Below are 21988 nucleotides of genomic sequence, written 5' to 3'. Positions count from 1 at the left end.
GAGAACGCGGCCGTTCGATCGTTGGCACTCCGGCGTCGCCGCGATGCGACGGCCCGGGGCTCGGCCGGACTTTCTCCACGGGCGGCGCTACAGGGCCCACCCACGACGTGTCCTCGAGGATGGAGGCGAGGCATGAACGGTCGAACTCGAGCTTGGATGTGGATGGTGTCGGTCGTCGCATCGGCCTGCGGTGACGTGGACGGCGGCGGCGGGACCGAATCGGTGTCGGTCGGGGACGGCTCGGGCTCGAGCGATGGCAGCTCCGGCGCGGGCTCGGGCTCGAGCAGCGGCGCCGACGATGGCGCTTCGCTGTCGACCTCGGTGTCGGCATCGACGTCCTTCACGACCTCCAGCGCCACCACGGGCGATGATGATGGCAGCAGCACGGCGTCCACCGCCGCCGACGCGAGCGACGGCGGCACCGAGGCCTCGACCGGCGGTGCCGCGGGCTGCGAGGGCCTCGGCCCCGCAGGCCTGCTGCTGTGGACGACCCTGGACGATGCGGGCTCGGTCGCCGCGCCCGTCGTGGGCGCGGGCAGCGGGACGAGCACCACCGCACCGATCGACGACTTCGTGGCGGCGCTCGACGACGGCGGCATCCGCCTCGACGCGCTCGCCGAGTCGGTCACCTATCCGCAGCAGGTGGGCGGGGTCGGCAACATCGATTTCGAGCGCGGCACGATCGACTTCTGCTACCAGCCGAACTTCGACTCCTTCGACAGCCTCGACCACCAGATCTTCGGGGCCAACGGTCCGAACGGTTCGTTCCTCCGCATGCGCAAGGCCGGAGGCAACAACGCCAACGCGCTCAACATCATCGTGCGCGATCCGGCCATGACACTGGCCGAGTTCCAGGCGCCCTCGACGAGCTACAGCATGTCGTCCGGGCAGTGGTACCGCGTGACCGCGAGCTGGGACTTCACCGTCGGTGATGCCGAGCAGAACATCCGCATCTACCTCGACGGCGTCGAGTTGGTGCCGTCGAACGTCCCCACGGGGCCGCTGCAGATGCCGCCGCCGGACGGCGCTGCGACGATGTCGATCGGCGCGTTCGGCAACGGCTCGGCCGATGCGGTGTTCGACGACTTCAAGCTCTACGACAGCGCGCTCTCGCCCTGAGCGATACCGCCACCAGCTCGCGCGGCTCCACGTGGACGCACCTTCGAAGGATGGACACGCGCGACCGACCCAGCGTTGCATGCCTGCGACCGAAACACCGCGAGGGGTTCCGGCCCCGCTTGCGTGGGTCGGTCCGCGTCGGTAGCGTGCGACGGTGCGCCGCTGTGGCACCCTCGCCGGTCTCGTCGCGCTGAGCGCGGCCTGCGTGCAGCCGAATCCGCGGTTCGTGGTCGGCACCGACACGACCGCGGTCGTCGACGACAGCAGCGGCAGCGGTGGCAGCAGCAGCAGCGGTGAACCCGGCTGCGCCCCCGATGAGATCTGTCTGTCGCCGGAGCGCTCGATCTTCGTGGCGCGCGGACAAGTCGCCTTCGCGGTCGGGGACGTCGACGGCGACGGCCGCGAGGACGTGGTGGCGATGGTCGAGGGCAGCGCGTGGGTGATGGACGGTGCGGGCGCGATGGTGCAGGCGGCGCAGGGCGGCTTCCAGATGGACGTGGCGCACCTGGTCGATCTCGACACCGACGGCGATCTCGACATCGTCGCGGCCGCCAACGGCAGCCGCATTGGACGCTTCGTCAGCGTCGGCGCCGGCGGCTTCGAGGAGCCCGAGTTCTGGCCGGTGGCGGCCCAGGCCACGGGCGTGGCGGGGCTCGATCTCGACGGGGACGGGCGCCGCGATCTCGCCGCGACGACGGGCGACGTCCTGTCGCTCGCCTTCGCGGACGCCGGTGGTGGCTTCCCGTCGTGGTCGACGCGACCGGCGATGGGCGCCGGCGATCTGGTCGGATTCGACGGCCACCCGCAGATGCAGGGCACCCTCGCCGCGACCACGGCGTCGGGCGTGACGGTGTTCGGCTACGACGGCGCCGCGTGGACGCAGGTGGACGCCCAGGCGGGCACGGGACCGGTCGCGCTGGCGCTCGGTGACGTCGACGGGGACGGCAACATGGACATCGTGGTCGCGGGGACGTCGCCGCCGTCGATCACCGTGCTGCGCGGGGTCGAGGGCGAGTGGGCCTTCTCGCCGATGGCCGCGCTCGAGCTCGACGCAGCACCGACCGACGTCGCGGTCGGCGATCTCGACGGTGATGACGTCCTCGATCTCGTGGTGACCCGTGGCGACGCGGCGCTCACCGTGCAGCGGGGGCTCGGGGGCGGCAGCTTCGATGCCATGTCGGTCGGGCTCGACGGCGCCGCCGTGGGTGTGGCCGTCGGCGACCTCGACGGCAACGGCCGCGCCGACGTCGTACTGGTGCGCGGCAACGACGAGCTCACGGTGATGTCCTCGACATGATGATCGCCGGACTCCTGTCGTTGGTGCTCGCCCGCGCGGAGCCGACCTCGCCCGCCGCCGGCCCCACGACGCCCGTGGTGCTGACGCCGATCGAGTACGAAGGCGAGCTGGTGGAGGCGTTCCGTGACCGCATCGAAGCCCAGATGCGGGCGGGACTCGAGCGCTCGGAGTACACGGTCCTCGATGCCGAGGCTGCCGCTGGTGTGCCTGCGTATCGCGTGCACGCGCGTCTCGGTGTCGACGATCGCAACTATCGGCTGCAGCTCTCGGTCGAGGACGCCCACGGCGTGAGCGTCGCGCAGATCGATCGCACCTGCGAGCTGTGCGGAATCCAGGACGTCGCCGAGATGGTCGCGAACGAGGCCGCCGCCCTGGCCGGAGATCTCGGCGCCCGCGTGCGCGCGTTGCCGCTGCTCACGATCGAGAGCCAGCCCAGCGGGGCGACGATCGAGCTCGACGGCCGCGCTGCGGGCCAGACTCCGGCGTCGCTCCGCGTCCCTGTCGGTCGTCACCGCGCTCGGGCCCAGCTGTCGGGCCACTTCGATCAGGAGGTCGAGATCGACGCGTTCGCCGGCCTGAACCAGACCATCGCGTTGCGACTGGTGCCGCGCCCTGTGCCACCGACCCCCGAGCAGCGGCGTCGCGCGGCGATGGGGCCGGTCGGCGCGGTCGTACTCGTGCTCGGGGGCGGCGCGTTGGCGAGCGGCGCCGTGTTGCTGGCGCTCGACGAACGCCCGCTGCGGAGCCAGTGCAGTGGCGCGGACATCGACGCCTTCGGCAATTGCCGCCAGCTCTACGACACCCTCGCGGGCGGCGTCGCGCTGACGGTCACCGGCGCGATCTCGGCCGCGGTCGGCTCGGCGCTGCTCGGCCTCGCCTACGGCAAGCGGCACCCGCGGCGCAGGGGGGCGCGCCGGTGATGCGATGAGCCCTGCGCTGCAAGCCTGCCCCGACGAGAACGACATCGTCGCGTTCGCCGAGGGCCTGGTCCCGGAGTCGCGGCGCGAGGCGATCGCACAGCACGTCGATCGCTGCACGACGTGTCGGGCGCTCATCGTCGAAGCCTTCGAGCCCGAGCCTGACAGCGTGCCCGCGGCACCGCGGACGCCTCGGCGCGGCGATGCGCTCGGGCGCTACCTCGTGATCGAGCCCATCGGTGCCGGTGGGCTCGGCGAGGTGTTCCTGGCCTACGATCCGGAGCTCGATCGCCGCGTCGCGGTCAAGCGACTGCGTCGCAACGTCGACGGCGCGGGCGCCGACACGGAGCGCGAACGCCTGGGTCGCGAGGCGCGGCTGATGGCCCAGCTCGCCGATCCCAACGTCGTGCACGTGTACGACGCCGGCGTTCAGGACGGGCACGTGTTCATCGCGATGGAGTACGTCGAGGGGCAGACGCTGCAGGGGTGGCTGCGCGAGCAGGCGCGCAGCTGGCAAGAGCTGGTGGCGGTGTTCGTGCAGACGGCCCGCGGGCTGATCGCGGCCCACGAGCTCGGCATCGTGCACCGCGACTTCAAGCCGGCCAACGTGTTGCTGGGGCGCGACGGGCGTGCGCGCGTGGCCGACTTCGGGCTGGCGCACGGCGTCATCGCGACGGCGGGGCTCGGCGAGGGCGTGGCCGGTGTCCGGGGTGCGCGGGCCGACATCACCGCGTCGGGCACGATCCTCGGCACGCCGGCGTACATGGCCCCCGAGCAACACGCGGGCGCGCGGGTCGACGCGCGCGCCGATCAGTTTGCGTTCTGCGCCGCGCTGTTCGAGGCGGTGTATGGCTGCAAGCCCTTCGCGGGGGACAGCATCGAGGCGCTCGGTCGCGCCAAGCAGGCCGGATGCATCGTTGCCGTCGAGCCCGCGATCGCGCCGCCGGCATGGTTGCACCGGGCGATCGTCCGTGGGCTCGCCCCGCGACCCGACGATCGCTTCGCTTCGATGGTCGCGTTGGTCGAGGCGCTGACCTCCCAGGAGCGGCGGCGCACGAAGCGTGCGCAGCTGCGGAACCTCCTCGCCCTCGGGCTCGCGACCGCAGGCATCGCCTCGTTCGCCCTGTGGCGCAGCGCGCCGCCGCTGGGCATCGGCGTGCAGGTGCAGGTGCTGCAACAGCGCGCCGAGCGTCACGCGGACGCGGGCGTCTACGTGTTCCCGCCCTTGGCGAAGCCGACGGCGGAGACCGCGTACACGGCCGTGCGTGGCCTCGAACAGCTCGACGATCCCAGTGGAGGGGCGCAGGACGCCGCCGTTCGATTGCGACGCCGCTTCGCCGACGAGCTGGTCGCGCGCGCGGATGCATCGTTCGACCGCACCGACGCGCGCGTGCTCGCGCTCGAGCTCTACACCGCCGCGTTGGTGTTCGATCCCCGCCAACCTCGGGCGCTCGAGCGCGCGCGGGTGCCAGCGTGGCTCGTCGCAGATCTCGGTCAGCGTGCGGAGAGTGGGATGCTGCGCGACGAAGAGCTGGCGCTGGCGGAGCTGGTGCGCATCGACGGCACCGGGCCCGCATCCGGGCAGCGCGACGCAGCCCCGGCGACGGCGCGACTGCGTGCGCAGGTCGCCTCGCTCCCGGCCTCGCTGCGACTGCAGCTCGCCGGCCCGCTGTCGCGGCTGCGCGACGATCCCTCGCCGGCCCCTGTGGCTGCGAAGACCCCCGACGCGGCGTCGCCCGTGGTGATCGGGGCCGACGCGGCGCCTGCCGGCGCGGCCCCGGCGGTACGCGACGCCGATCCGGCACGCAGACCGCGTGCGACGAGCGCTGCCGCGCGCCCGACCAACGACGGCGCCGCTGCGCCCGCGACTGCCGATCCGGCCGAGGCCCAGCGGCGCGCGGATGCGGCCTTGGCCCTGCTGCGCGCCGGTGACATCCGCGGCGCGGAGGCGGGACTGCATCGCGCGCTCGAGGCGGATCCGCGCAATGCCGATGCGTGGGGCGGCCTGGCCGAGCTGCTGTTCGAGGCCAGCCGCTACCACGAGGCCGAGCGCTACGCGAAGCTGTACGTCGCCGCGCGGCCGCGCAGCGGCACGCAGCGCATTCTCTTGGGCGACATTCAGTTCAAGCTGCAGAAGTACAAGGACGCGCGCGCGCAGTACGACAAGGCCATGCAGCTCGGTGATGCGCGAGCGGCCAAGCGGATCGAGCAACTCGACCAACGACTCGGGCGCGAATAAACTCCACGGTGGTGGACGACGCCGAAGCTCCGCTGCGCTCGATCCTGCTCGAGGTGATCGCGGGGCCGCAGGCGAGTGCAGCGGCTGCCATCGCGCAGCTCGACTCGCAGCTGCAGGCGCTGTTCGACGCCGCGGTCGTCGACAACGGCGACGACTTCGGCGTCGACGTCGCGGCGTTCGTGCTCTACCTCGCCGAACGCCTGCCCGACGACGTACCCTGCGAACAGGCGCTGTCGCGGGTGTGCGGCGGCGATCTGCTGCTCGCGATGGCCTGCGCGATGGGCCACGCCAAAGCCCTCGGGCAGCTCGAGCGACGCCATGGGCCTGCGGTCGCGCGCACGCTCGAGGGCATGCGCAGCCGCACCATCTCGCCCGACGATCTGCTGCAGATCGTGCGACAGAAACTGTTCGTGAGCGCCAGCGGTCCACCGCTGGTGACCCGTTACGCGGGGCAGGGTCGCCTGTCCGCGTGGCTGCGCGTGACGGCCAAGCGCCTCGGGCTCAACGCGCTCCGCGACGGTCGCGAGCGGCTCGACGTCGAGCCCGACGACGACGCGAGCGAGGTCGCCGACGAGCTCGCGGACGTCGAGCTCGCGGTGCTCAAGCGCGACTATCATGCGCAGTTCCGTGAGGCGTTCGCGGCCGCGACGGCGCGCCTGCCCGAACGCGGGCGCACGCTGCTGCGGCTCTCGGTGGTCGAGGGCGTGTCGGTGCGTCGGCTCGGCGTGCTGTACGGCACCCACGCGACGACCGCAGCGCGGTGGCTCGCTGCGGCACGCCGAGCGCTGATCGAGCTCACCATCGAGGAGCTCGGGCGACGGGTCGAGATCTCCTCCGACGACCTCGCCGCGGCGATCAAGTTCATCCGCTCGCAGCTGGATCTGAGCATCACGCGTCTGCTCGAGTAGGTCTGCTCACTCGGGCTCGCCGCGTCGGCGGCGAAACGCCGCGCTCTGGGCCACGCCGATGAGCAGCTCGGGCACGTGCGCGTCGGCGGCCTCGGAGATCTCGAGCAACGCGTCGAGCCAAGGGTCATCGCTCGAGCCGAGCTCGCGACCGACCGCGTACGTCAACATCTGCTGGGCCGCGCACCGCTGGTACGGCGCGCTGTCGGCGACCAGGCCGGCCAGAAGGGCGATCGCATCGGGATACGCGACACCGCCGACCTCGGTCGAGGGATCGATGTCGACGCCGTTCTCCTGATCGCGCCATGCACCGGTGGCATCGTAGCTCTCGAACGGCAGCCCGATGGGGTCGATGACCGCATGGCAGCCGGCACAGTTGGCGTTCTCGCGCAGCTGTTCGAGCACGTCGCGGGTGGTCTGACCCGGCCCCGGCTGCGGGAGGTTGTTGTCGACGTTGGCCGGTGGCGACGGCGGCGGACTGCAGAGGATCTTGTCGAGGATCCACTTGCCCCGTCGAGTGGGGGAGCTCCGCCCCTGGTTCGACAGCAGCGCCATCATGCTCGCCTGCGTGAACAGCCCGCGCCGTGGCACGTCCGCGAACGACACCGGCACGAGCGCGTCGGTGCCGGGCTCCGGCAGGCCGTACAGACGTGCGAGGCGATCGTTGACCATGCCCTGGTCAGAGGTCAGCAGGTCGACCAGCGAACTCTCGCCGGTGAACAGCCGCACGATGCTGGCCTCGGTCTCGGCGCGCATGGCTGCGGCCAGCTCGGCGTCGATTCCGGGGTGCTCGGCCGCATCGTCGAGCTCGGCGAGGCCGCGTACGCCAAGCCACTGGCCGGCAAAGTTGTCGAGCAACGCGAGCGCCCGGGGATCCGCGAGCATGCGCCGCACCTGGGCCTCGATCTCCGCCGAGCTGTGCAGCTCGCCGGCGTCGGCCGCGGCCATCAGCGCAGCATCCGGCATCGAGCTCCAGATGAAGTACGAGAGGCGCGTGGCCAGCTCGTGATCCGAGAGATCGTGGGCCTCGCTCGCGACCGGGTCGGCGTCGAGCTCGACGCGGAACACGAAGTGGGGCGACATCAGCACGTGCTGCAGCGCGAGCATCAAGCCCTCGTCGCGCGTGCCGCCGGCCTGGGTGGTCGCTCCGACGCGCTCGGACACGGCGGCCAGCTCGTCCTCGGCGATCGGGCGTCGCCACGCGCGGCGCATGAACGCCGAGAGCACGTCGTGCACGCAGGCGTCGCTCGCCGGGTCGCAGGGGATGATCTGCGCGCGGATGTCGGCGTGGGCGGGGTCGATCAGGGCGGCGGTCAACACCTCGTCCGTCGCGCGCTCGTAGAGGTCGAACAGCAACGGGGTCACGCTCATCACGTCGCCGATGTTGTCGTAGCCGAGGGCGGAGTCGTCGTCGGGGAAGTCGACGGCGACCCCCAAGTCGAGGCCGAAGAACAGATCGCGCAGGGTGTTGCCGTACTCGACGCGGTTGAGGCGGCGCAGGGTCACGCGGCCGGGATCGAGGTCCTCGCTGGGATCATCGACGTCATCTCCGCCCGAATCTTGGGCGCCGGTGTCGGGGTCATCGCCCGTGTCGCTGCCACCGACGGCGGTGTCGGCGGTGGCAGCGGCACTCGTTGCGCACGCCGTCAGCCAACACAGGCAGGCGCTGGCGCACACGACTCGAGCGATCGTCGATGGGAGCATGGGAACAGCCTCTTGGTTCTCGGTTCGAGGGCGATCGCGCGTCGAAGCCGACGCGATCAGAGCTGGGAGAGCGCAGCGGTCCCGTGGGCGCCGAAGCTGGGCACGTCGACGCCGAGCGCCCCGAGCACGCCGATGAAGAGATCGGCTATCGGCGGTTGGTTGCCATAGACCACGTGCCGGCCGGGTGAGAGCCCGAGCGCAGCACCACCGGCGAGCAGCACTGGGAGGTTGACGTGGGAGTGCACATAGCCCTCGGAGATCTCGTTGCCGAAGTAGGCGATGGTGCTGTCGAGCACCGAGTCGTCACCCTCGGGGATCGCGGCGAGTCGCTGCAATAGCTCGACGAACATCCGGACCTCCCAGCGCGCGATCTCGAGGTAGTCGGCGGCGTTCGCCGTCACGCCCAGGGCGTGCGAGAGCGTGTGATGGCCGGTGGAGATACCCAGATGCGAGAAGTCGAGCGAGTTGAGCCCCTCACCGCACATGAAGGTCACCGATCGCGTGCGATCGCACTTGAACGCCAGCGCGATGACGTCGAGGGTCGCGAGCACCTTGGACTCGATGTTGGTCGGGACAGCCGGAGCCTGGGCCATGCACGCCTGTACGCCGCCGAGTTCCTCGGACTCCACACGCTGCTCGAGATCGCGGACCGCGGTCAGGTACTCGTCGAGTTTCTGGCGATCGGTCGCACCCATCTTCGATCGTAGCGCCTCGGCTTCTCCCCGGACGCCGTCGAGGAGGCTCAGTCGCTTGGCCCGGCGAATCGCGAGTTGCTGCGACGAGGCATCGCTGTCGTAGCCCGCGAACAGCAGATCGAACGCGGCCTGGGGGTGGTCAGCTTCGGGATCGGCGTCGATCCATTCCACGAGATGTTGCGGATGTACGCGCAGCCATAGTTGCTGGCGTCGCACTGGGTCGCGCCGTTGTCCGCCAGCAGACCCAGTGCCAGGGAGTTGATCGCGCTCTGGCCGGCGATGAACTGCGCGTAGACCTGGTCCACGCTCGAGGTGTTGGAGAGGTCGGTCTGGCTGTCGGCCACCGGCGTGCCGGTCAAGAAGCCCGCGGTCGACGGCGCGTGACCGGCCGAGCCGTTCACGGCCGAGTTCTGCAGACCCGTCAGCACCGACACCTGATCCTGGATGTCGGCGAGCCCCTCGAGTGCGGGGGGCAGGTCGTAACCGGCGCCTTGGCTCGTCGGCGTCCACCGGTTCATCGGCATGCCGTTGGGCGTGAAGAAGGCCAGGAACCGCCGCGGATCCCCTCCGCCTCCCGCTCTGGCCTGCCGCGGCGCCATGGCCTCGAGCAGCGGCAGGCCGATCGCCAGCGCCGAGCCGCCGCCCAACACCGCCCGTCTCGAGATGTGTGCCCGTGCCATCGCTCGCCCTCTCATCCATGGACACGGCGTTGTCGGCGCGCGTAGCAGGCGGCTCGCAACTTTTTCCTCCGTGGCCGCAGCGCGCGTGTGGTGAAGGAACCTCGGCACGAGACCATGGACCCGCCATGACTTTGGTGAATGGACAGACACTCTCGTTGCTCGTGCTCACCGCGGCGATCGCTTGCTCGGCCGATGATGCCGGCGACGACCTCGGAGCTTCGTCGAGCACCGCGACATCCGACTCGGCATCCGACACGACATCCGGCACGAGCACCGCGGAGGGATCGAGCTCCACCTCCGCGTCGAGCGAGTCCGGCACGGCCACCTCCACCACCGCGGATACCAGCAGTGGAGGAAGCGGCGACTCGACCACCGAAGGCAGCACTGGCGTCGCCGCCTGCGGCGAAGCCCATGAGCTCGCAGAGTGGCCGAGCTCGGGCTTCGTCGCCGCGTTCACGGCCGCAGGCGAGCACGGCCACGTGTGGATCGACAACGAGGCGGCGAACGCCTACGTCGTCAGCTGGTTGCTCGAGCCCGACGTCCCGTTCGGCATCCCCGGCGGTCCGATCGAGCTCGACGGCACCTACAACCCTGGCTACTCCTACCGTCTCGACCCGGCCCAGGTCAGCATCGCGGAGGTCTGGACCGAGGTCTGCGACGCGGCGCCGTGCTACGTCGAGGCCGACCCCGAGGCGTGGTTCGCCAACCCGGGTGACTGGTGCCCGTGGGGGTTCACGGTCGAGACCATCTACGACTGTCACGGGGGCGACGGGCAGAGCTGCCCGGTGGTGTATCCGTAGCGGCAGCTGACGGTGTCGACGCCCACGTTCGAGTCGTTCTCGCCGACGCGAATCTCGAGCACGGATCGACGGCCGGGCGGGAACTATAGGGTCGATGCGCGCGCTCATCGTCTTCGTCGTGGCCGCACTCGCGTGGGCCGGATCGCCCGCACTGGCCCGCGCCGACGAGGCCGCGCAGGCGCCCGGGACCGGCATCTGGGTGGGCCTACGCGGCGGGCCGCCGAAGCTCCGCACCGCCCTCGCGGCCGCGCTGCAGACCCAGGCGAAGATCCGCGGAATCACCGATCGCGCCGCGGTCGATCTCGTGTCGTTGCAGGCCTGTCGCTGGAGCGACCTCGCGTGCTTCGTCGAGCTCGGCACGCGCCACGGCAGCCGCGTGATCCTGGTGGGCGAGCTGCTGCGAGCCGGCAAGGCCTACGAGCTGCGCGTCACTCGCATCAACGCCGAGCGCCAGCAGATCGTCGCCGAGTTCCGCATGCCCGTGGACCCCGAGGTCGCCGCGATCGACACCGCGAACCACGTGCTCGCGGGGCTCACCGGGGAGGTCGCCGCCACGACGCCCACGGCGATCGCCCCGCTCGCCGCGGAGTCGAGCACGGAGCCGACATCAGGTGGCGCCGCGGGTCGTGCGGTCGCCGACCAGCGGCGTGACCTGGCTCGCAAACCGCTGCGGATCCAGCATTTGCGCGGTGGGGTGCCGCGCCGGGTCCGATCGCATCCGTCGTCGAAAAAAACTCCATCGGGTGTCGGAACCAGGCATCGTGGATCGCTCGGGTGAGCAGAGGCGCCGACGCGCCGCCAACGACCCATGACCAAGAAATTCCTCCTCCTCTACCGCGGCCCCCTCCAGACCGAGCAGACCCCGCCCTCCGCGGAGCAGATGCAGCAGGTGCTCGCCGCATGGCACGCCTGGAAAGAGACCTTCCCATCGATCCTCGACATGGGCGACGGCCTCCTGCCCACCGGACGCGGGATCAAGGGCGGCGTCGTCACGGACGGCCCGACGGTCGAGTCGAAGGAGCTCATCTCCGGCTACTCGATCGTGGCGGCGGCCGACTATGACGCCGCGCTCGTCGTCGCCAAGGCGTGTCCCATCCTGGCGGCGCCCGGGATGAGCATCGAGGTCCGCGAGCTCGCCGGCTACTGAGATCGGAACGCCCGGGACTTGTCCACGCGCGACCACGGGCCGCTCGAACTCGTGCTCCGGCACGAGCACGGGCGGATCGTGGCGTCGTTGATGCGTGAGTTCGGTGCGCACCGCCTCGCGATCGTGGAGGACGCGATCGGGCAGGCACTCCTGGAGGGCACGACCGCGTGGCGAACCCGCGGCGTGCCCCCGCACGCGCGCGCGTGGATCCATCGCGCCGCCCGCCACCGCGTGATCGACGAACTGCGTCGCCGTCACCGCGAAGAAGGGCTCGACGGCGCGCCCGAGCCCGCGGTCGCGGCCGACGATGGCGAGGCCGCGCTCGCGGGTGACGTCCACGACGACGAGCTGCGCGCCCTGTTCGCCTGCGCGGAGCCGTCGATCCCGCTCGCCTCCCAGATCGTGTTCGCCCTGCGCGGGCTGTGCGGTTTCTCGACCCGCGAGATCGCGATGCGACTGGTCACCTCCGAGGCAAACGTCCAGAAGCGCTTCGAACGGGCGCGCGACCGCCTGCGCGAGGTGGACCTGCAACGGGTGCCGGACGCCAGCGAGTGGCCCGATCGCGCCGACGCAGTGCTGCGCATGATCTACGTGCTGTTCACCGAAGGCTACTTCGCCTCGAGCGGTGACCGCGTGCTCCGGCTCGAGCTGTGTCGCGAGGCCCTACGGCTGGCCGAGCTGGTCGTCGCGCATCCACGGGCGAGCTCGAGCAACGCGCTCGCACTGCTCGCGCTGATGCGGCTGCACCACGCACGGCGAGACGCCCGTGTCGATGCCGAGGGCGAGCCTGTCGCGATCGAGGAGCAGGATCGCCGGCGCTACCATCGGCGCGAGCTCGTCGAGGCGCTCGATGTACTGCAGACCGCGACCCGCGGTGGTCTCGCGTCGAAGTATCACATCGAGGCCGCGATCGCGGCCGAGCACGCCTTCGCGCCGAACTTCGAGGCCACGCGCTGGGCGACGATCCACGGGCTCTACCAGCGCCTCGTGCAGCTCGAACCCTCGCCGTTGCACGAGCTCCACGCTGCGATCGCGCTCTCGTATGCCGAAGGGCCCGGGGCCGGACTCGCGCACCTGGAGAAGACGCGACCGCCGACCTGGCTCAGGGAGTCGCACCTGTGGCTCGCGACCTACGCCGACCTCCATCGGCGCCTCGGCGATCTCGACCGCGCGCGGGAGTACTACGATCGCGCGCTCGCCATCGCACCGGAGAACGAGCGACGGATGTTGTCGCGGCGCCGCGCGGCGCTGGCCTGATCGGGCGCTGCGGGAACATCAGGTGGCGCCGCGGGTCGTGCGGTCGCCGACCAGCCGCGTGGCCTTGCTCGCAAACCACTGCGGATCCAGCACCTGCGCGGTGAGGTGCCGCGCCGGGTCCGATCGCATCAGTCGCGCGAACGCTGCGCCAGCCCAGAACTTCGGTAGCATGCGCGCGATCATCTTCGTGCGCAGCAGTGCCCGCTGCACCCGCGAGAAGCCGTGCGTCGCGTCGAAGTGCTCGGCGATGAACTCGGCCGCCACCATGCCGCTCTCGAGCGCGAACGAGATGCCCTCGACGGTGCCCGGCGACACCAGCCGCGCCGCTTCGCCGATCCACATGGCGTGCGATTGCGCGAGCTCGCCGATGCGCGTGGTCACGGTGGCGGGATGGCCCATCCACTTGCCGTGCGGCTCGGCCGAGGCCAACGCGGCCCCGAAGTGCTCGTCGAGCAGCTCCTGGAACAGCTGCTTGAGCGCGTCGGCAGCCGCGGCGTGCTCGGGGATCGTCAGGCCGATGTTCATGCGGCCGCGGGGCTCCGGGAACGCCCACGCGTAGTAGCCCTCGAGCCGTCGGTCCCAGATCATCACCGCCTCGTCGCTGCGCAGCGCGGTGTCGGACCACCAGCCCATGATGGTGCGGATCCCCGTCGCGGGGCTCGCGTCGGTCGAGAAGCGCGAGGGCGAGCCGTTGGCACACACCACGAGATCCGCTTCGATCGTGCCGTCATCGGTGCGGACGCCGGTGACTTCGCCGGCGTCGTCGCGCAACAGCTCGACCACCTTGGCACCCTCGCGGAACACGGCGCCGCTGCGCACCGCCTCGCCGATCACGGCCGCGTCGAGGTCGACGCGCGGCACCACCCACGCGCCCTCGCGCCCGGCGAGACGCACCTCCTCGCCCTCGGGGCCGCGCGCCAGCAGACGCGGCATGCCGACGTGGCTGCTGGCGAAGCGCTGCCGCAGGCCGAGCAGGTCGAGCATCTCGAGCGCATGGGGGGACAAGCCGCTGCCGCAGACCTTGATCCGCGGATACGTGGCCTTGTCGAGCACGAGCACCTCGGCGATGCCGAGTCGCGCGAGCACCAGGGCACATGCGCCGCCGGCCGGGCCAGCTCCGATGATGACGATCTTCGGGGTCTTCATGGCATCCGTCCCGGCCTGCGGCCGCAACCGTGCCACCAGCATGGCCGCACCCGCAGCGGGGGGCGCCGGCACGATTTGCGTCGCTGGTCGTCCCTCGCCATGCGCTCCAGCTCGCCGTTCCCCGGCGGCTCGGAGAGATCGGGGACCAGCCTTCGATCGCGATGCGCCCGTGCTTCGCGCGGCCATCCTCGGAGACGCTCGCCCGCGCGCAGTTGCTCGGGCCGCAATGACCTTCGCGGCCATTCTCGGGCGATCGGGCCGGCGCGCGCCCGCCGACCAAGGGCCCTGTGCGAGCCCGCCATACCGCCGCCAGGCGGCGCCATCGCGACGATGCGGGCACTTCGCGGCTGGCGTGCGTTCGCGCGTTCGACTCCGGCACCGACGCTGTCGCAGGCTCCCGCGCGTGAACCCGGCCGAAGCGCACGAGCGCCCCATCGATACTGATCCCACCGTGCCCGCGGGCGTGCGTGCCGCCCTCGTCCGCCGTGGCTTCGCCGCGTTGACCTCGGTGCAGCGTGCCGTGCTCGCCGACCAGGCGCAGGGCCGCAACCTTCGCATCTCGTCGCAGACGGGCTCGGGCAAGACCGTCGCGCTCGGCTTCGTGCTGGCGCGCGCGCTGGAGGAGCCCTGCAACGATCCCAAGGCGATCCGGGGCCTGGTGGTGGTGCCGACCCGCGAGCTCGCGGTGCAGGTGCAGCAAGAGCTGCGCTGGCTGTTCGCCGATCTCGACGACGTCCGCGTCGAGGTCGTCACCGGTGGCACCGACATGATGCGCGAGCGCCAGGCGCTGCGGCGCCCGCCGACGATCCTCGTGGCGACCCCGGGCCGCCTGCTCGATCACGTGCGGCGCGGCAGCGTGCGCTGCGATGGTGTGCAGCAGCTCGTGCTCGACGAGGCCGACCGCATGCTCGACATGGGCTTTCGCGAGGACCTCGAGGCCATCGTCGACGCGCTGCCGGCCGAGCGTCACTCCCACCTGGTCTCGGCGACGTTTCCGCCGCAGGTCCGCCGTCTCGCCGAGCGCGTGCAGTCCGACCCGCTCGTGCTGCAGGGCACCGACCTCGGGGTCGCCAACGCCGACATCGAGCACGTCGCGTGCTTGGTCGACCGCCACGACACCTACGCGGCGATCGTCAACGCCCTGCTGCTCGCCCGCGGCGAGCGGGTGCTGGTGTTCGTCGAGCGCCGCGCCGACGCCAGCGAGCTCGCCGATCGTCTGACCACCGACGGCTTCGCGGTGCAGTCGCTGAGCGGTGAGCTGAGCCAGGCCCAGCGCACGCGCTCGCTCGAGGCGTTCCGCCGTGGCGTCATCGACGTGCTGGTGTGCACCGACGTCGCCGCGCGCGGCATCGACGTGCCCGAGATCTCGCTGGTGATCCAGGCCGACCTGCCGCGCGACCCCGATGGCTACACCCATCGCGCCGGTCGCACCGGCCGTGCCGGCTGCAAGGGACGCAGCCTGTTGTTGGTGCCGCCGCGAGGTCAGCAGCAGGCGCTGCACGTGCTGCGCGTCGCCAACGTGCAGGCGACCTGGCGCCCGCTGCCGCGACCCGATGAGATCCACGACGCGATCGCCTCGCGGGCGCGCGAGGATCTGCGCGCTAGCCTCGAGCATGGTGCGGTCGGTGACCCTCGCGAGCTGGCCCACGCGTCGGCGTTGCTGCGCGAGCACGACCCCGCACAGCTGGTCGCGATGCTGTTGCGCGCGGCCATGCCATCGCTGCCGTGCGCACCGATGCCGACCCGCGCGATCGATCCCCACGCGAATGCGCGGGCGCCCTCGCGGCACAAGGGGCCGCATCCCGGCCACGGCAAGCACCCCCGCGGCGCGGCCAAGGGCGCCCGCGGCCCACGCCCGGACCTTCGGGTCTCGCGGCAGCGCGACGCTTCGTAGTCACGAACGCGTCGCGGGCACCGGCGAGTCAGATGATCTCGAAGTAGCGCGCGAGGTCCCAGTCCGCGACGTGCTTGCGGAACTGACGGTCCTCCCACAGCCGCGTGGCGGCGAAGTGCTCGACGAACGCGTCGCCGAACATCTCGCGCGCCGCGGTGCTGCGCTCGAACGCCACCGCGGCATCGCGCAGTGTGGTCGGCAGCGGCAGGCTATGCGGACCGTGGGCGTCGTAGGCGTTGCCGCGCACGATCTCGGGCAGCTCGAGGCGTTCCTCGATGCCGCGGAGACCGCTGGCGAGCGCCGCCGCGAGCGCGAGGTACGGGTTCGCGTCGGCGGGCCCGAGGCGGTACTCGCTGCGCTGGGCCTTGGGCCCGCCCGGGATGACGCGCACCGCGGTGGTGCGGTTCTCGACGCCCCAGTTGGCCGAGGTCGGCGCCCACACGCCGGGCACCATGCGGCGGTAGGCATTGATCGTTGCGCACACCATCGGTAGCACCTCGGGCAGGTACTTGACCTGCCCGGCCACGAACTGCCGCATGACCTCGCTCATGCCATGCTCGGCGTCGGCGTCGTGGAAGCGGTTCTCGCCGCTGGTCGCGTCGCATAGCGAGATGTGGATGTGGCCGCTCTGGCCCGGCACCTCGGAGCTCCACTTGGCCATGAACGTGGCCATGAGCCCGCGTTGCTGGGCGAGCACCTTGGTGAAGGTCTTGAAGATGGCGCCCTTGTCGGCCGCGCGCACGGCCTCGTCGACGCCGATCGCGGCCTCGAGCACGCCGGGGCCGGTCTCGGTGTGGAGAGCCTCGATGTCGCAGTCCATCGCGGACATGGTGTCGAGCAGCTCGTGATAGATGTCCGCGTGAACCGTCGAGCGCAGCACCGAGTAGCCGAACATGCCCGGCGTGAACGGCTTGAGGTTGCGATAGCCCTTCTCGCGCACCGAGTCGGGCGTCTCGTCGAACAGGAAGAACTCGTACTCGAGCGCGGCCTTGGGCACCAAGCCCATGGCGTTCGCGCGGGCGACCACGCGCTGCAGCAGCGTGCGGGGGCAGACCCCGGCGTAGTCCCCCGCGAAGTTGCCGATCACCAGCGCGGTGTCTTCCTCGCACGCGAGCACGCGCAGCGTCGAGAGATCGAGCACCGCCGGCGCGTCGCGATAGCCGGTGTGCCAGCCGGAGACCTTGACGTTGTCGTAGAGCGCGTCGGCGCTGTCCCAGCCCAGCACGACGTCGCAGAAGCCGAAGCCGCCGTCGACCACCGACAGGAACTTCGCGCGGTCGACATACTTGCCGCGCAGCACCCCGTCGATGTCGAACACGCCGATCTTGTGGCGCTTGATGCCGGCGTGGTCGAGCCAGCTCTCGAGGGTCTTGCGATCGTGGACGCCGTGCATGCGCGAATGCTCCCTCACCAGCTGACGCGCAGGTGGAAATTCTTCGGTCGCGTGACCTGGTCGAAGCCCAGCGTCGACAACGAGACGCCGTGGCCAGAGTCCTTCACGCCGGTCCATGCCATCGCCGGGTCGAGGTAGTCGCAGCGGTTGAGGAACACGGTGCCGGCCTCGACCTGGGTCGCCAGCGCGGCGCCGCGTTCGGCGTCGCGGGTCCAGATCGACGCCGTGAGGCCGTAGTGGGAGTCGTTCATCAGGCGCACGCCTTCGGCTTCGTCGCGGATGCGCATGATGCCGATGCTGGGTCCGAAGGTCTCCTCGCGCATGAGCGCCATCGAGTGATCGACGTGGTCGAACACCTGCGGTGCGAGGTAGCACGGCGACAGCTCGGGCACCGCGAAGTGGCCGTCAGCGACGAGCGCCCGCGCGCCGCGGGTCACCGCGTCGCGGTTCTGTGCGCGCACGTGCTCGGCCGCCGCCGCGTTGACCATGGGCCCCAGACCGACGCCGTCGCGCATCGGGTCGCCGAGCACGTACTTCTTCGTGAGCTCGACGTAGGCCTCGACGAAGCGGTCGTGCAGATCCTCGTGCACATAGATGCGCTCGATGCCGCAGCACGACTGTCCGCTGTTGTAGAAGGCGCCATCGACGAGGTTGTCGACCGTGAAATCGAAGTCGCAGTCGGGTAGCACCAGCGCGGGGTCCTTGCCGCCGAGCTCGAGCCCGACGCCGATGAAGTTGTCTTGCGCGACCGCGCGGTAGACTTCGTGGCCGCCGCGCACCGAGCCGGTGAACGCGACGTAGCCGAAGCGGCGCGTGCCCATCAGCTGCGCGGCGGTGGCGTGGTCGACCGGCAGCGCCTGCACCAGCCCGGCCGGCGCGCCGGCGGCGAGGAAGGCCTGCTCGAACTGATCGGCGACCAGCGCGGTCTGGTGGGCGTGCTTGAGGAGCACCGCGTTGCCCGCGAGCACGGCCGGCACGACGACGTTCACCGCGATGAGCAGCGGGTAGTTCCAGGCCGCGATGTCGAGCACCACGCCCACGGGCTCGCGGCGGATGAAGCGGCGCAGGCCGGCTTTCTCCGGCAGCACATCGTCGGCGAGCGCGGCCTCGGCGATGCTGCAGAGGTGGTTCACGCGCTCGCACATCGAGCGCTCGAACTCGCCGCGGGCCTGTCCGACCGGCTTGCCCATCATGCGGGTGATCTGCTCGCTGTACTCGGGCAGCCGCGCGCGATAGCTCTCGAGCATGCGCTGACAAAGCGCGATGCGCTGGGGCAGGGGCGTCTGCGCCCAGCTGCGTTGCACGGTCTCGGCCTGCTCGATCTTGGCGAGCGCGGCCTCGAAGGACAGCTCGGCGTAGCCGTAGGCGACACGACCATCGATGGGGCTGAGGATGTCGGGCATGCCGGCCGAAGGTACCGCGAAACCCCGTCGGCGATGGTCGCACCCGTTCGTGGCGGCCTGCGGCCGCCGCGTCACTCGTGGCGCAGCGCGACGATCGGGTCGAGCCGTGCGGCCTTGAGCGCTGGCAGGTAGCCGAACAGCACGCCGACCACCGCCGAGACGCCGAATGCCGCGGCGACCATCTCCATCGACACCACGAATGGCATGCCCAGCTGCGTCACGATGAGCCATGTGCCGCCGACCCCGAGCGCGATGCCGACGACGCCGCCGAACACCGACAGCACCATCGCCTCGACGAGGAACTGCAGCAGCACCTCGCGGGTGCGGGCGCCGACGGCGAGGCGCAGGCCGATCTCGCGGGTGCGCTCGGTGACCGAGACCAGCATGATGTTCATGATGCCGATGCCGCCGACGACGAGGCTCACCGCCGCGATCGCGCCCAGCAGCGCGGTCATGGTCGCGCTGGTGCTCTCGAGGGTGCTGGCGATCTCGGCCATGTCACGCACGTCGAAGTCGTCGGCCTCACCCTCGCGCAGGTGACGGCGCTCGCGGAGCAGCGCCTGCAGGTCGCTGCGGACCCGCGCGCTGGTGCCGTCCTCGACCGCCGACACGTAGATGGTCGCAATGTCGGTCCTGCCGGTCAGGCGCCGACCGACGGCACGGAACGGCATCAGCACCACGTCGTCTTGGTCCTGACCCATGTTGCTGCCCTTGGGCGCGAGCACGCCGATGACGCTGCAGCTGGTCGCGCCGATCCGTAGTGTGCTGCCGAGCGGCTCCGCGCTGGCGTAGACGTTGGTCACGACCGTCGGCCCGAGGATGCAGACCGCCGCGCCACTGTCGAGCTCGCGGGTCTCGAACATGCGCCCCGCCGCGATCTGCAGGTTGCGGACCTCGAAGTACGCGTTGGTGGTGCCGGTGATCGAGGTGGTCGCGTTGAGGTTGCCGTACGCGATGGTCGCGCTCGCGCTCGCGCCCGGCGCGACCACGACCCCGTCGATGTCGCGCTCGATCGCCGCGACGTCTTCGGGTGTGAACGGCACCGCCTCGGCACGCGTGCCGCCGCTGGCGGCGCGCGTGAAGCTGGGCCGCACGAACAGCAAGTTGGGGCCCATCGCCTGGATGTTGGAGGTGACCTGCTGGCCGGCGGCGCGGCCGAGGTTCACCATTGCGATCACGCTGCCGACGCCGATGACGACGCCGAGCGCGGTGAGCAGCGAGCGGCCCGCGTTGCGCCGGATGGCGCCCAACGCCAGCACGAAGGTGGTCCAGAGGATCACGACGCGGCCGCCTTTCGTTCGTCGGTCAGCACGCGACCGTCACGGAACGTGATCACGCGCGATGCGTATGCGATGAGCTCGGGCTCGTGCGTGACCATGACGATGGTGATGCCGAGCTTGCGGTTGAGCTCGCCCAGCAGGCGCATGACGTCATGGGTGGTCTCGGTGTCGAGGTTGCCGGTGGGCTCGTCGGCGAACAGCACCACCGGCTCGGTGACGATCGCCCGCGCGATCGCGACGCGCTGCTGCTGACCGCCCGAGAGCTCGGCGGGGGTGTGCTCGGCGCGGGTTGCCAGGCCCACGCGCTCGAGCGCACCGAGGGCTGCTGCGCGGCGCTTGCGGGCTCCGACGCCGCGGTACACCAGCGGCAGCTCGACCTGCTCGACCGCCGACGTGCGCGGCAGCAGGTTGAAGCTCTGGAACACGAAGCCGAGATAGTGGCGCCGCAACAGCGCCAGCGCGTCACGATCGAGCCCGCCGATGTCGACCCCCGCGAAGCGGTAGCTGCCGCCGGTGGGCTTGTCGAGGCAGCCCAGCAGGTTCATGCAGGTCGACTTGCCCGAGCCACTCGAGCCCATGACCATCACGAACTCGCCTTGGTCGATCTCGAGGTCGACGCCGTCGAGTGCACGCACCTCGGACTCGCCCTCGCCGTAGATCCGCCGCACGTCGACCAGCTGCAGCAGCGCCGGCGGGTCACCGACCAGACTCACCACCGGTTGCGCGCTCATCGGCCGCCTCCGCCGCTGCTCTGACCGACCACGATCGGGTCGTCGTCGACCAGCTCGCCGCCTTCGACCTCGGTGTACTCGCCATCGCTCGCGCCCAAGGTCACGCGCACGCGCACCGGCGCGCCGTCACGCAGCACCCAGACGCCGGGGGCCTGCGGCTTGTCTCCACCACCGCCCATGCCGCGCATGCGCGGAGGCGCCAGCGGGTTGAAGCCCTTGTTCTGCGTCGGAAGCTGCGGCGTGTAGCGCAGCGCGCCGTTGGGCACGCGCAGCACCGCCTTGCGCGTGTCCGACACGATGGTCGCGCTCGCGGTCATGCCCGGACGCAGCGCGAGGTCGGCGTTGTCGACGTCGAGGATCGCGTTGTAGGTGACGACGTTGTTGGTGACCAGCGGTGCGAACGAGACCTCCCGGACACTCGCGGTGAAGGTGCGGTCCGGCCACGCGTCGACCTCGAACGTCGCCTGCTGGCCCGCCCGCACCCGCGCGACGTCGGCCTCGTTGATCGGCAGCGCGAGCTCCATCTTCGACAGGTCCTCGGCGATGGTGAACAGCTCGGGGGCCGCCAACGATGCCGACAGCGCGTTGCCGGGCTCGACCGCGCGCGACATCACGATGCCGTCGATGGGCGAGAGGATGACCAGCTTGGAGAGGTCGGTCTTGGCCTGATCGACGCGGATCTTCGCCAGGCTCGCCTGCGCGGTGGCACGCGAGACGTCGCTCTTCGCCAGGGTCGCCGCGCTGCGCTGGGCGTCGTTCTCTTCGACCGAGACCAGGCCTTGCTTGGCCAGTGCGTCGGCGCGGCGCTCGAGGCTCTCCGATTCCTTCAGCGCCGCCTTGCTGCGGCTCAAGTCAGCGCTCGCCGACTTGAGCGAGGCCTGGGCCTCGGCCAGCGCATTGGCGGCCGTGATGGGGTCCAGCCGCACGAGCACTTGACCCTTGGTGACGCGATCGTTGACGTCGACCTCGACGCTCGCGACGCGACCCGAGATCTCGGCGCCGACCGACACGGTGCTGCGCGCCTGCAGCGAGCCGGTCGCGACCACGTGCATCTCGATGTCACCGCGGTCGGCCGCGACCGTCTCCCACTGGATCGGCACCTGCTTCGCGTTGCGTAGGCGCCACCACGTGAAGCCGCCGCCACCGATGACGAGCAGCACCACCAACCACACCACCGCGCGTCGGCGACGGCGCCCCTTGCCGGCACCGATGCGATCGAGCACCTCCTGCGGACTCGGTCGTGGAGCAGGGCTGACGGCGGTGGAGTCGGAGAGTGCGGAGGCGCCCACGTCCACAGCATGCCGCCCGGTCGGGCCGCCGTCGGTCGACGGCGCGTAATCCCAGCGTGAAGCGGTTGCGCGGACGTGGCCGCGATGCGCGG

General features: G+C 71.1%; 19 protein-coding genes. 10 read left to right on the top strand and 9 right to left on the bottom strand.

The window, feature by feature from the left end; all coding sequences use genetic code 11:
* Positions 1–132 precede the first annotated feature (132 nt).
* The 5 genes from IPH07_20820 to IPH07_20800 all read left to right on the top strand — a co-directional run bounded on the left by IPH07_20820 (position 133) and on the right by IPH07_20800 (position 6480).
* A complete protein-coding gene (locus IPH07_20820) occupies positions 133–1119 on the top strand; it encodes a hypothetical protein (protein ID MBK6919852.1) in 987 nt (328 codons plus the stop codon).
* A 154-nt stretch (positions 1120–1273) separates the two neighbouring features.
* Entirely contained in the window at positions 1274–2416 is a 1143-nt protein-coding gene (locus IPH07_20815) for a VCBS repeat-containing protein (GenBank protein ID MBK6919851.1), read from the top strand.
* The gene (locus IPH07_20810) at positions 2413–3336 is read left to right on the top strand and encodes a PEGA domain-containing protein (GenBank protein ID MBK6919850.1); all 924 of its coding nucleotides are present in this window, start codon (positions 2413–2415) and stop codon (positions 3334–3336) included. The genes IPH07_20815 and IPH07_20810 overlap by 4 nt, the downstream gene beginning before the upstream one ends.
* 4 nt (positions 3337–3340) lie before the next feature.
* On the top strand, positions 3341–5572 hold the full coding sequence (locus tag IPH07_20805) for a protein kinase (GenBank protein ID MBK6919849.1): 2232 nt from the start codon (positions 3341–3343) through the stop codon (positions 5570–5572).
* 11 nt (positions 5573–5583) lie between these two features.
* Positions 5584–6480: a sigma-70 family RNA polymerase sigma factor gene (locus tag IPH07_20800; GenBank protein MBK6919848.1), complete on the top strand. Its 897-nt coding sequence runs from the start codon at positions 5584–5586 to the stop codon at positions 6478–6480.
* Positions 6481–6486: 6 nt separating this feature from the next.
* Here IPH07_20800 and IPH07_20795 read toward each other — a convergent pair whose 3' ends face one another.
* Genes IPH07_20795 through IPH07_20785 form a run of 3 tightly spaced genes read right to left on the bottom strand, consistent with a single transcriptional unit; the run spans position 6487 to position 9526 of the window.
* Positions 6487–8181: a DUF1592 domain-containing protein gene (locus IPH07_20795; GenBank protein MBK6919847.1), complete on the bottom strand. Its 1695-nt coding sequence runs from the start codon at positions 8179–8181 to the stop codon at positions 6487–6489.
* 56 nt (positions 8182–8237) lie between these two features.
* Complete coding sequence (locus tag IPH07_20790; protein MBK6919846.1) at positions 8238–8876, bottom strand: DUF1552 domain-containing protein; 639 nt, start codon at positions 8874–8876, stop codon at positions 8238–8240.
* A 47-nt stretch (positions 8877–8923) separates the two neighbouring features.
* Positions 8924–9526: a DUF1552 domain-containing protein gene (locus tag IPH07_20785; GenBank protein MBK6919845.1), complete on the bottom strand. Its 603-nt coding sequence runs from the start codon at positions 9524–9526 to the stop codon at positions 8924–8926.
* A 155-nt stretch (positions 9527–9681) separates the two neighbouring features.
* On the opposite strand from IPH07_20785, the gene IPH07_20780 reads away from it, so the two are divergent.
* From IPH07_20780 to IPH07_20765, 4 genes are all read left to right on the top strand, one after another.
* Entirely contained in the window at positions 9682–10356 is a 675-nt protein-coding gene (locus IPH07_20780) for a hypothetical protein (GenBank protein ID MBK6919844.1), read from the top strand.
* Positions 10357–10450: 94 nt separating this feature from the next.
* Positions 10451–11134 carry a hypothetical protein gene (locus IPH07_20775; GenBank protein ID MBK6919843.1) on the top strand — a complete coding sequence of 228 codons (684 nt, stop codon included), beginning with the start codon at positions 10451–10453 and terminating at the stop codon, positions 11132–11134.
* 30 nt (positions 11135–11164) lie between these two features.
* Positions 11165–11503 (top strand): hypothetical protein, encoded by a 339-nt coding sequence (locus tag IPH07_20770; GenBank protein MBK6919842.1) that lies wholly within the window; start codon positions 11165–11167, stop codon positions 11501–11503.
* A gap of 18 nt (positions 11504–11521) precedes the next feature.
* The gene (locus tag IPH07_20765; protein MBK6919841.1) at positions 11522–12760 is read left to right on the top strand and encodes a tetratricopeptide repeat protein; all 1239 of its coding nucleotides are present in this window, start codon (positions 11522–11524) and stop codon (positions 12758–12760) included.
* 18 nt (positions 12761–12778) lie between these two features.
* On the opposite strand, the gene IPH07_20760 is transcribed toward IPH07_20765, so the two are convergent.
* Positions 12779–13906 (bottom strand): NAD(P)/FAD-dependent oxidoreductase, encoded by a 1128-nt coding sequence (locus tag IPH07_20760; GenBank protein ID MBK6919840.1) that lies wholly within the window; start codon positions 13904–13906, stop codon positions 12779–12781.
* Positions 13907–14309: 403 nt separating this feature from the next.
* On the opposite strand from IPH07_20760, the gene IPH07_20755 reads away from it, so the two are divergent.
* Positions 14310–15800, top strand: a complete 1491-nt coding sequence (locus tag IPH07_20755; protein MBK6919839.1) for a DEAD/DEAH box helicase — start codon at positions 14310–14312, stop codon at positions 15798–15800.
* Positions 15801–15828: 28 nt separating this feature from the next.
* Here IPH07_20755 and IPH07_20750 read toward each other — a convergent pair whose 3' ends face one another.
* The 5 genes from IPH07_20750 to IPH07_20730 all read right to left on the bottom strand — a co-directional run bounded on the left by IPH07_20750 (position 15829) and on the right by IPH07_20730 (position 21896).
* Positions 15829–17193, bottom strand: coding sequence for a glutamine synthetase (locus IPH07_20750; protein MBK6919838.1), 1365 nt, complete (start codon positions 17191–17193; stop codon positions 15829–15831).
* A 14-nt stretch (positions 17194–17207) separates the two neighbouring features.
* Positions 17208–18596 (bottom strand): aldehyde dehydrogenase family protein, encoded by a 1389-nt coding sequence (locus tag IPH07_20745; GenBank protein MBK6919837.1) that lies wholly within the window; start codon positions 18594–18596, stop codon positions 17208–17210.
* A 71-nt stretch (positions 18597–18667) separates the two neighbouring features.
* On the bottom strand, positions 18668–19873 hold the full coding sequence (locus IPH07_20740; protein ID MBK6919836.1) for an ABC transporter permease: 1206 nt from the start codon (positions 19871–19873) through the stop codon (positions 18668–18670).
* Positions 19873–20562: an ABC transporter ATP-binding protein gene (locus IPH07_20735; protein MBK6919835.1), complete on the bottom strand. Its 690-nt coding sequence runs from the start codon at positions 20560–20562 to the stop codon at positions 19873–19875. The genes IPH07_20740 and IPH07_20735 overlap by 1 nt, the downstream gene beginning before the upstream one ends.
* A gap of 41 nt (positions 20563–20603) precedes the next feature.
* On the bottom strand, positions 20604–21896 hold the full coding sequence (locus IPH07_20730; GenBank protein MBK6919834.1) for an efflux RND transporter periplasmic adaptor subunit: 1293 nt from the start codon (positions 21894–21896) through the stop codon (positions 20604–20606).
* Between the last annotated feature and the right edge of the window lie 92 nt (positions 21897–21988).

This window comes from Deltaproteobacteria bacterium, from assembly GCA_016709225.1.
In the GTDB taxonomy this organism is placed as follows: Bacteria; Myxococcota_A; Polyangia; order Nannocystales; family Nannocystaceae; genus Xiheibacterium; species Xiheibacterium phototrophicum.
This window is presented reverse-complemented; position numbering and strand designations above follow the sequence as displayed.

Coding starts and splice junctions, on each gene's coding strand:
- IPH07_20805 (MBK6919849.1), top strand. CDS start 3,341: ATGAGCCCTGCGCTGCAAGCCTGCCCCGACGAGAACGACATCGTCGCG.
- IPH07_20820 (MBK6919852.1), top strand. CDS start 133: ATGAACGGTCGAACTCGAGCTTGGATGTGGATGGTGTCGGTCGTCGCA.
- IPH07_20780 (MBK6919844.1), top strand. CDS start 9,682: ATGACTTTGGTGAATGGACAGACACTCTCGTTGCTCGTGCTCACCGCG.
- IPH07_20790 (MBK6919846.1), bottom strand. CDS start 8,876: ATGGGTGCGACCGATCGCCAGAAACTCGACGAGTACCTGACCGCGGTC.
- IPH07_20750 (MBK6919838.1), bottom strand. CDS start 17,193: ATGCACGGCGTCCACGATCGCAAGACCCTCGAGAGCTGGCTCGACCAC.
- IPH07_20810 (MBK6919850.1), top strand. CDS start 2,413: ATGATGATCGCCGGACTCCTGTCGTTGGTGCTCGCCCGCGCGGAGCCG.
- IPH07_20770 (MBK6919842.1), top strand. CDS start 11,165: ATGACCAAGAAATTCCTCCTCCTCTACCGCGGCCCCCTCCAGACCGAG.
- IPH07_20775 (MBK6919843.1), top strand. CDS start 10,451: ATGCGCGCGCTCATCGTCTTCGTCGTGGCCGCACTCGCGTGGGCCGGA.
- IPH07_20795 (MBK6919847.1), bottom strand. CDS start 8,181: ATGCTCCCATCGACGATCGCTCGAGTCGTGTGCGCCAGCGCCTGCCTG.
- IPH07_20745 (MBK6919837.1), bottom strand. CDS start 18,596: ATGCCCGACATCCTCAGCCCCATCGATGGTCGTGTCGCCTACGGCTAC.
- IPH07_20760 (MBK6919840.1), bottom strand. CDS start 13,906: ATGAAGACCCCGAAGATCGTCATCATCGGAGCTGGCCCGGCCGGCGGC.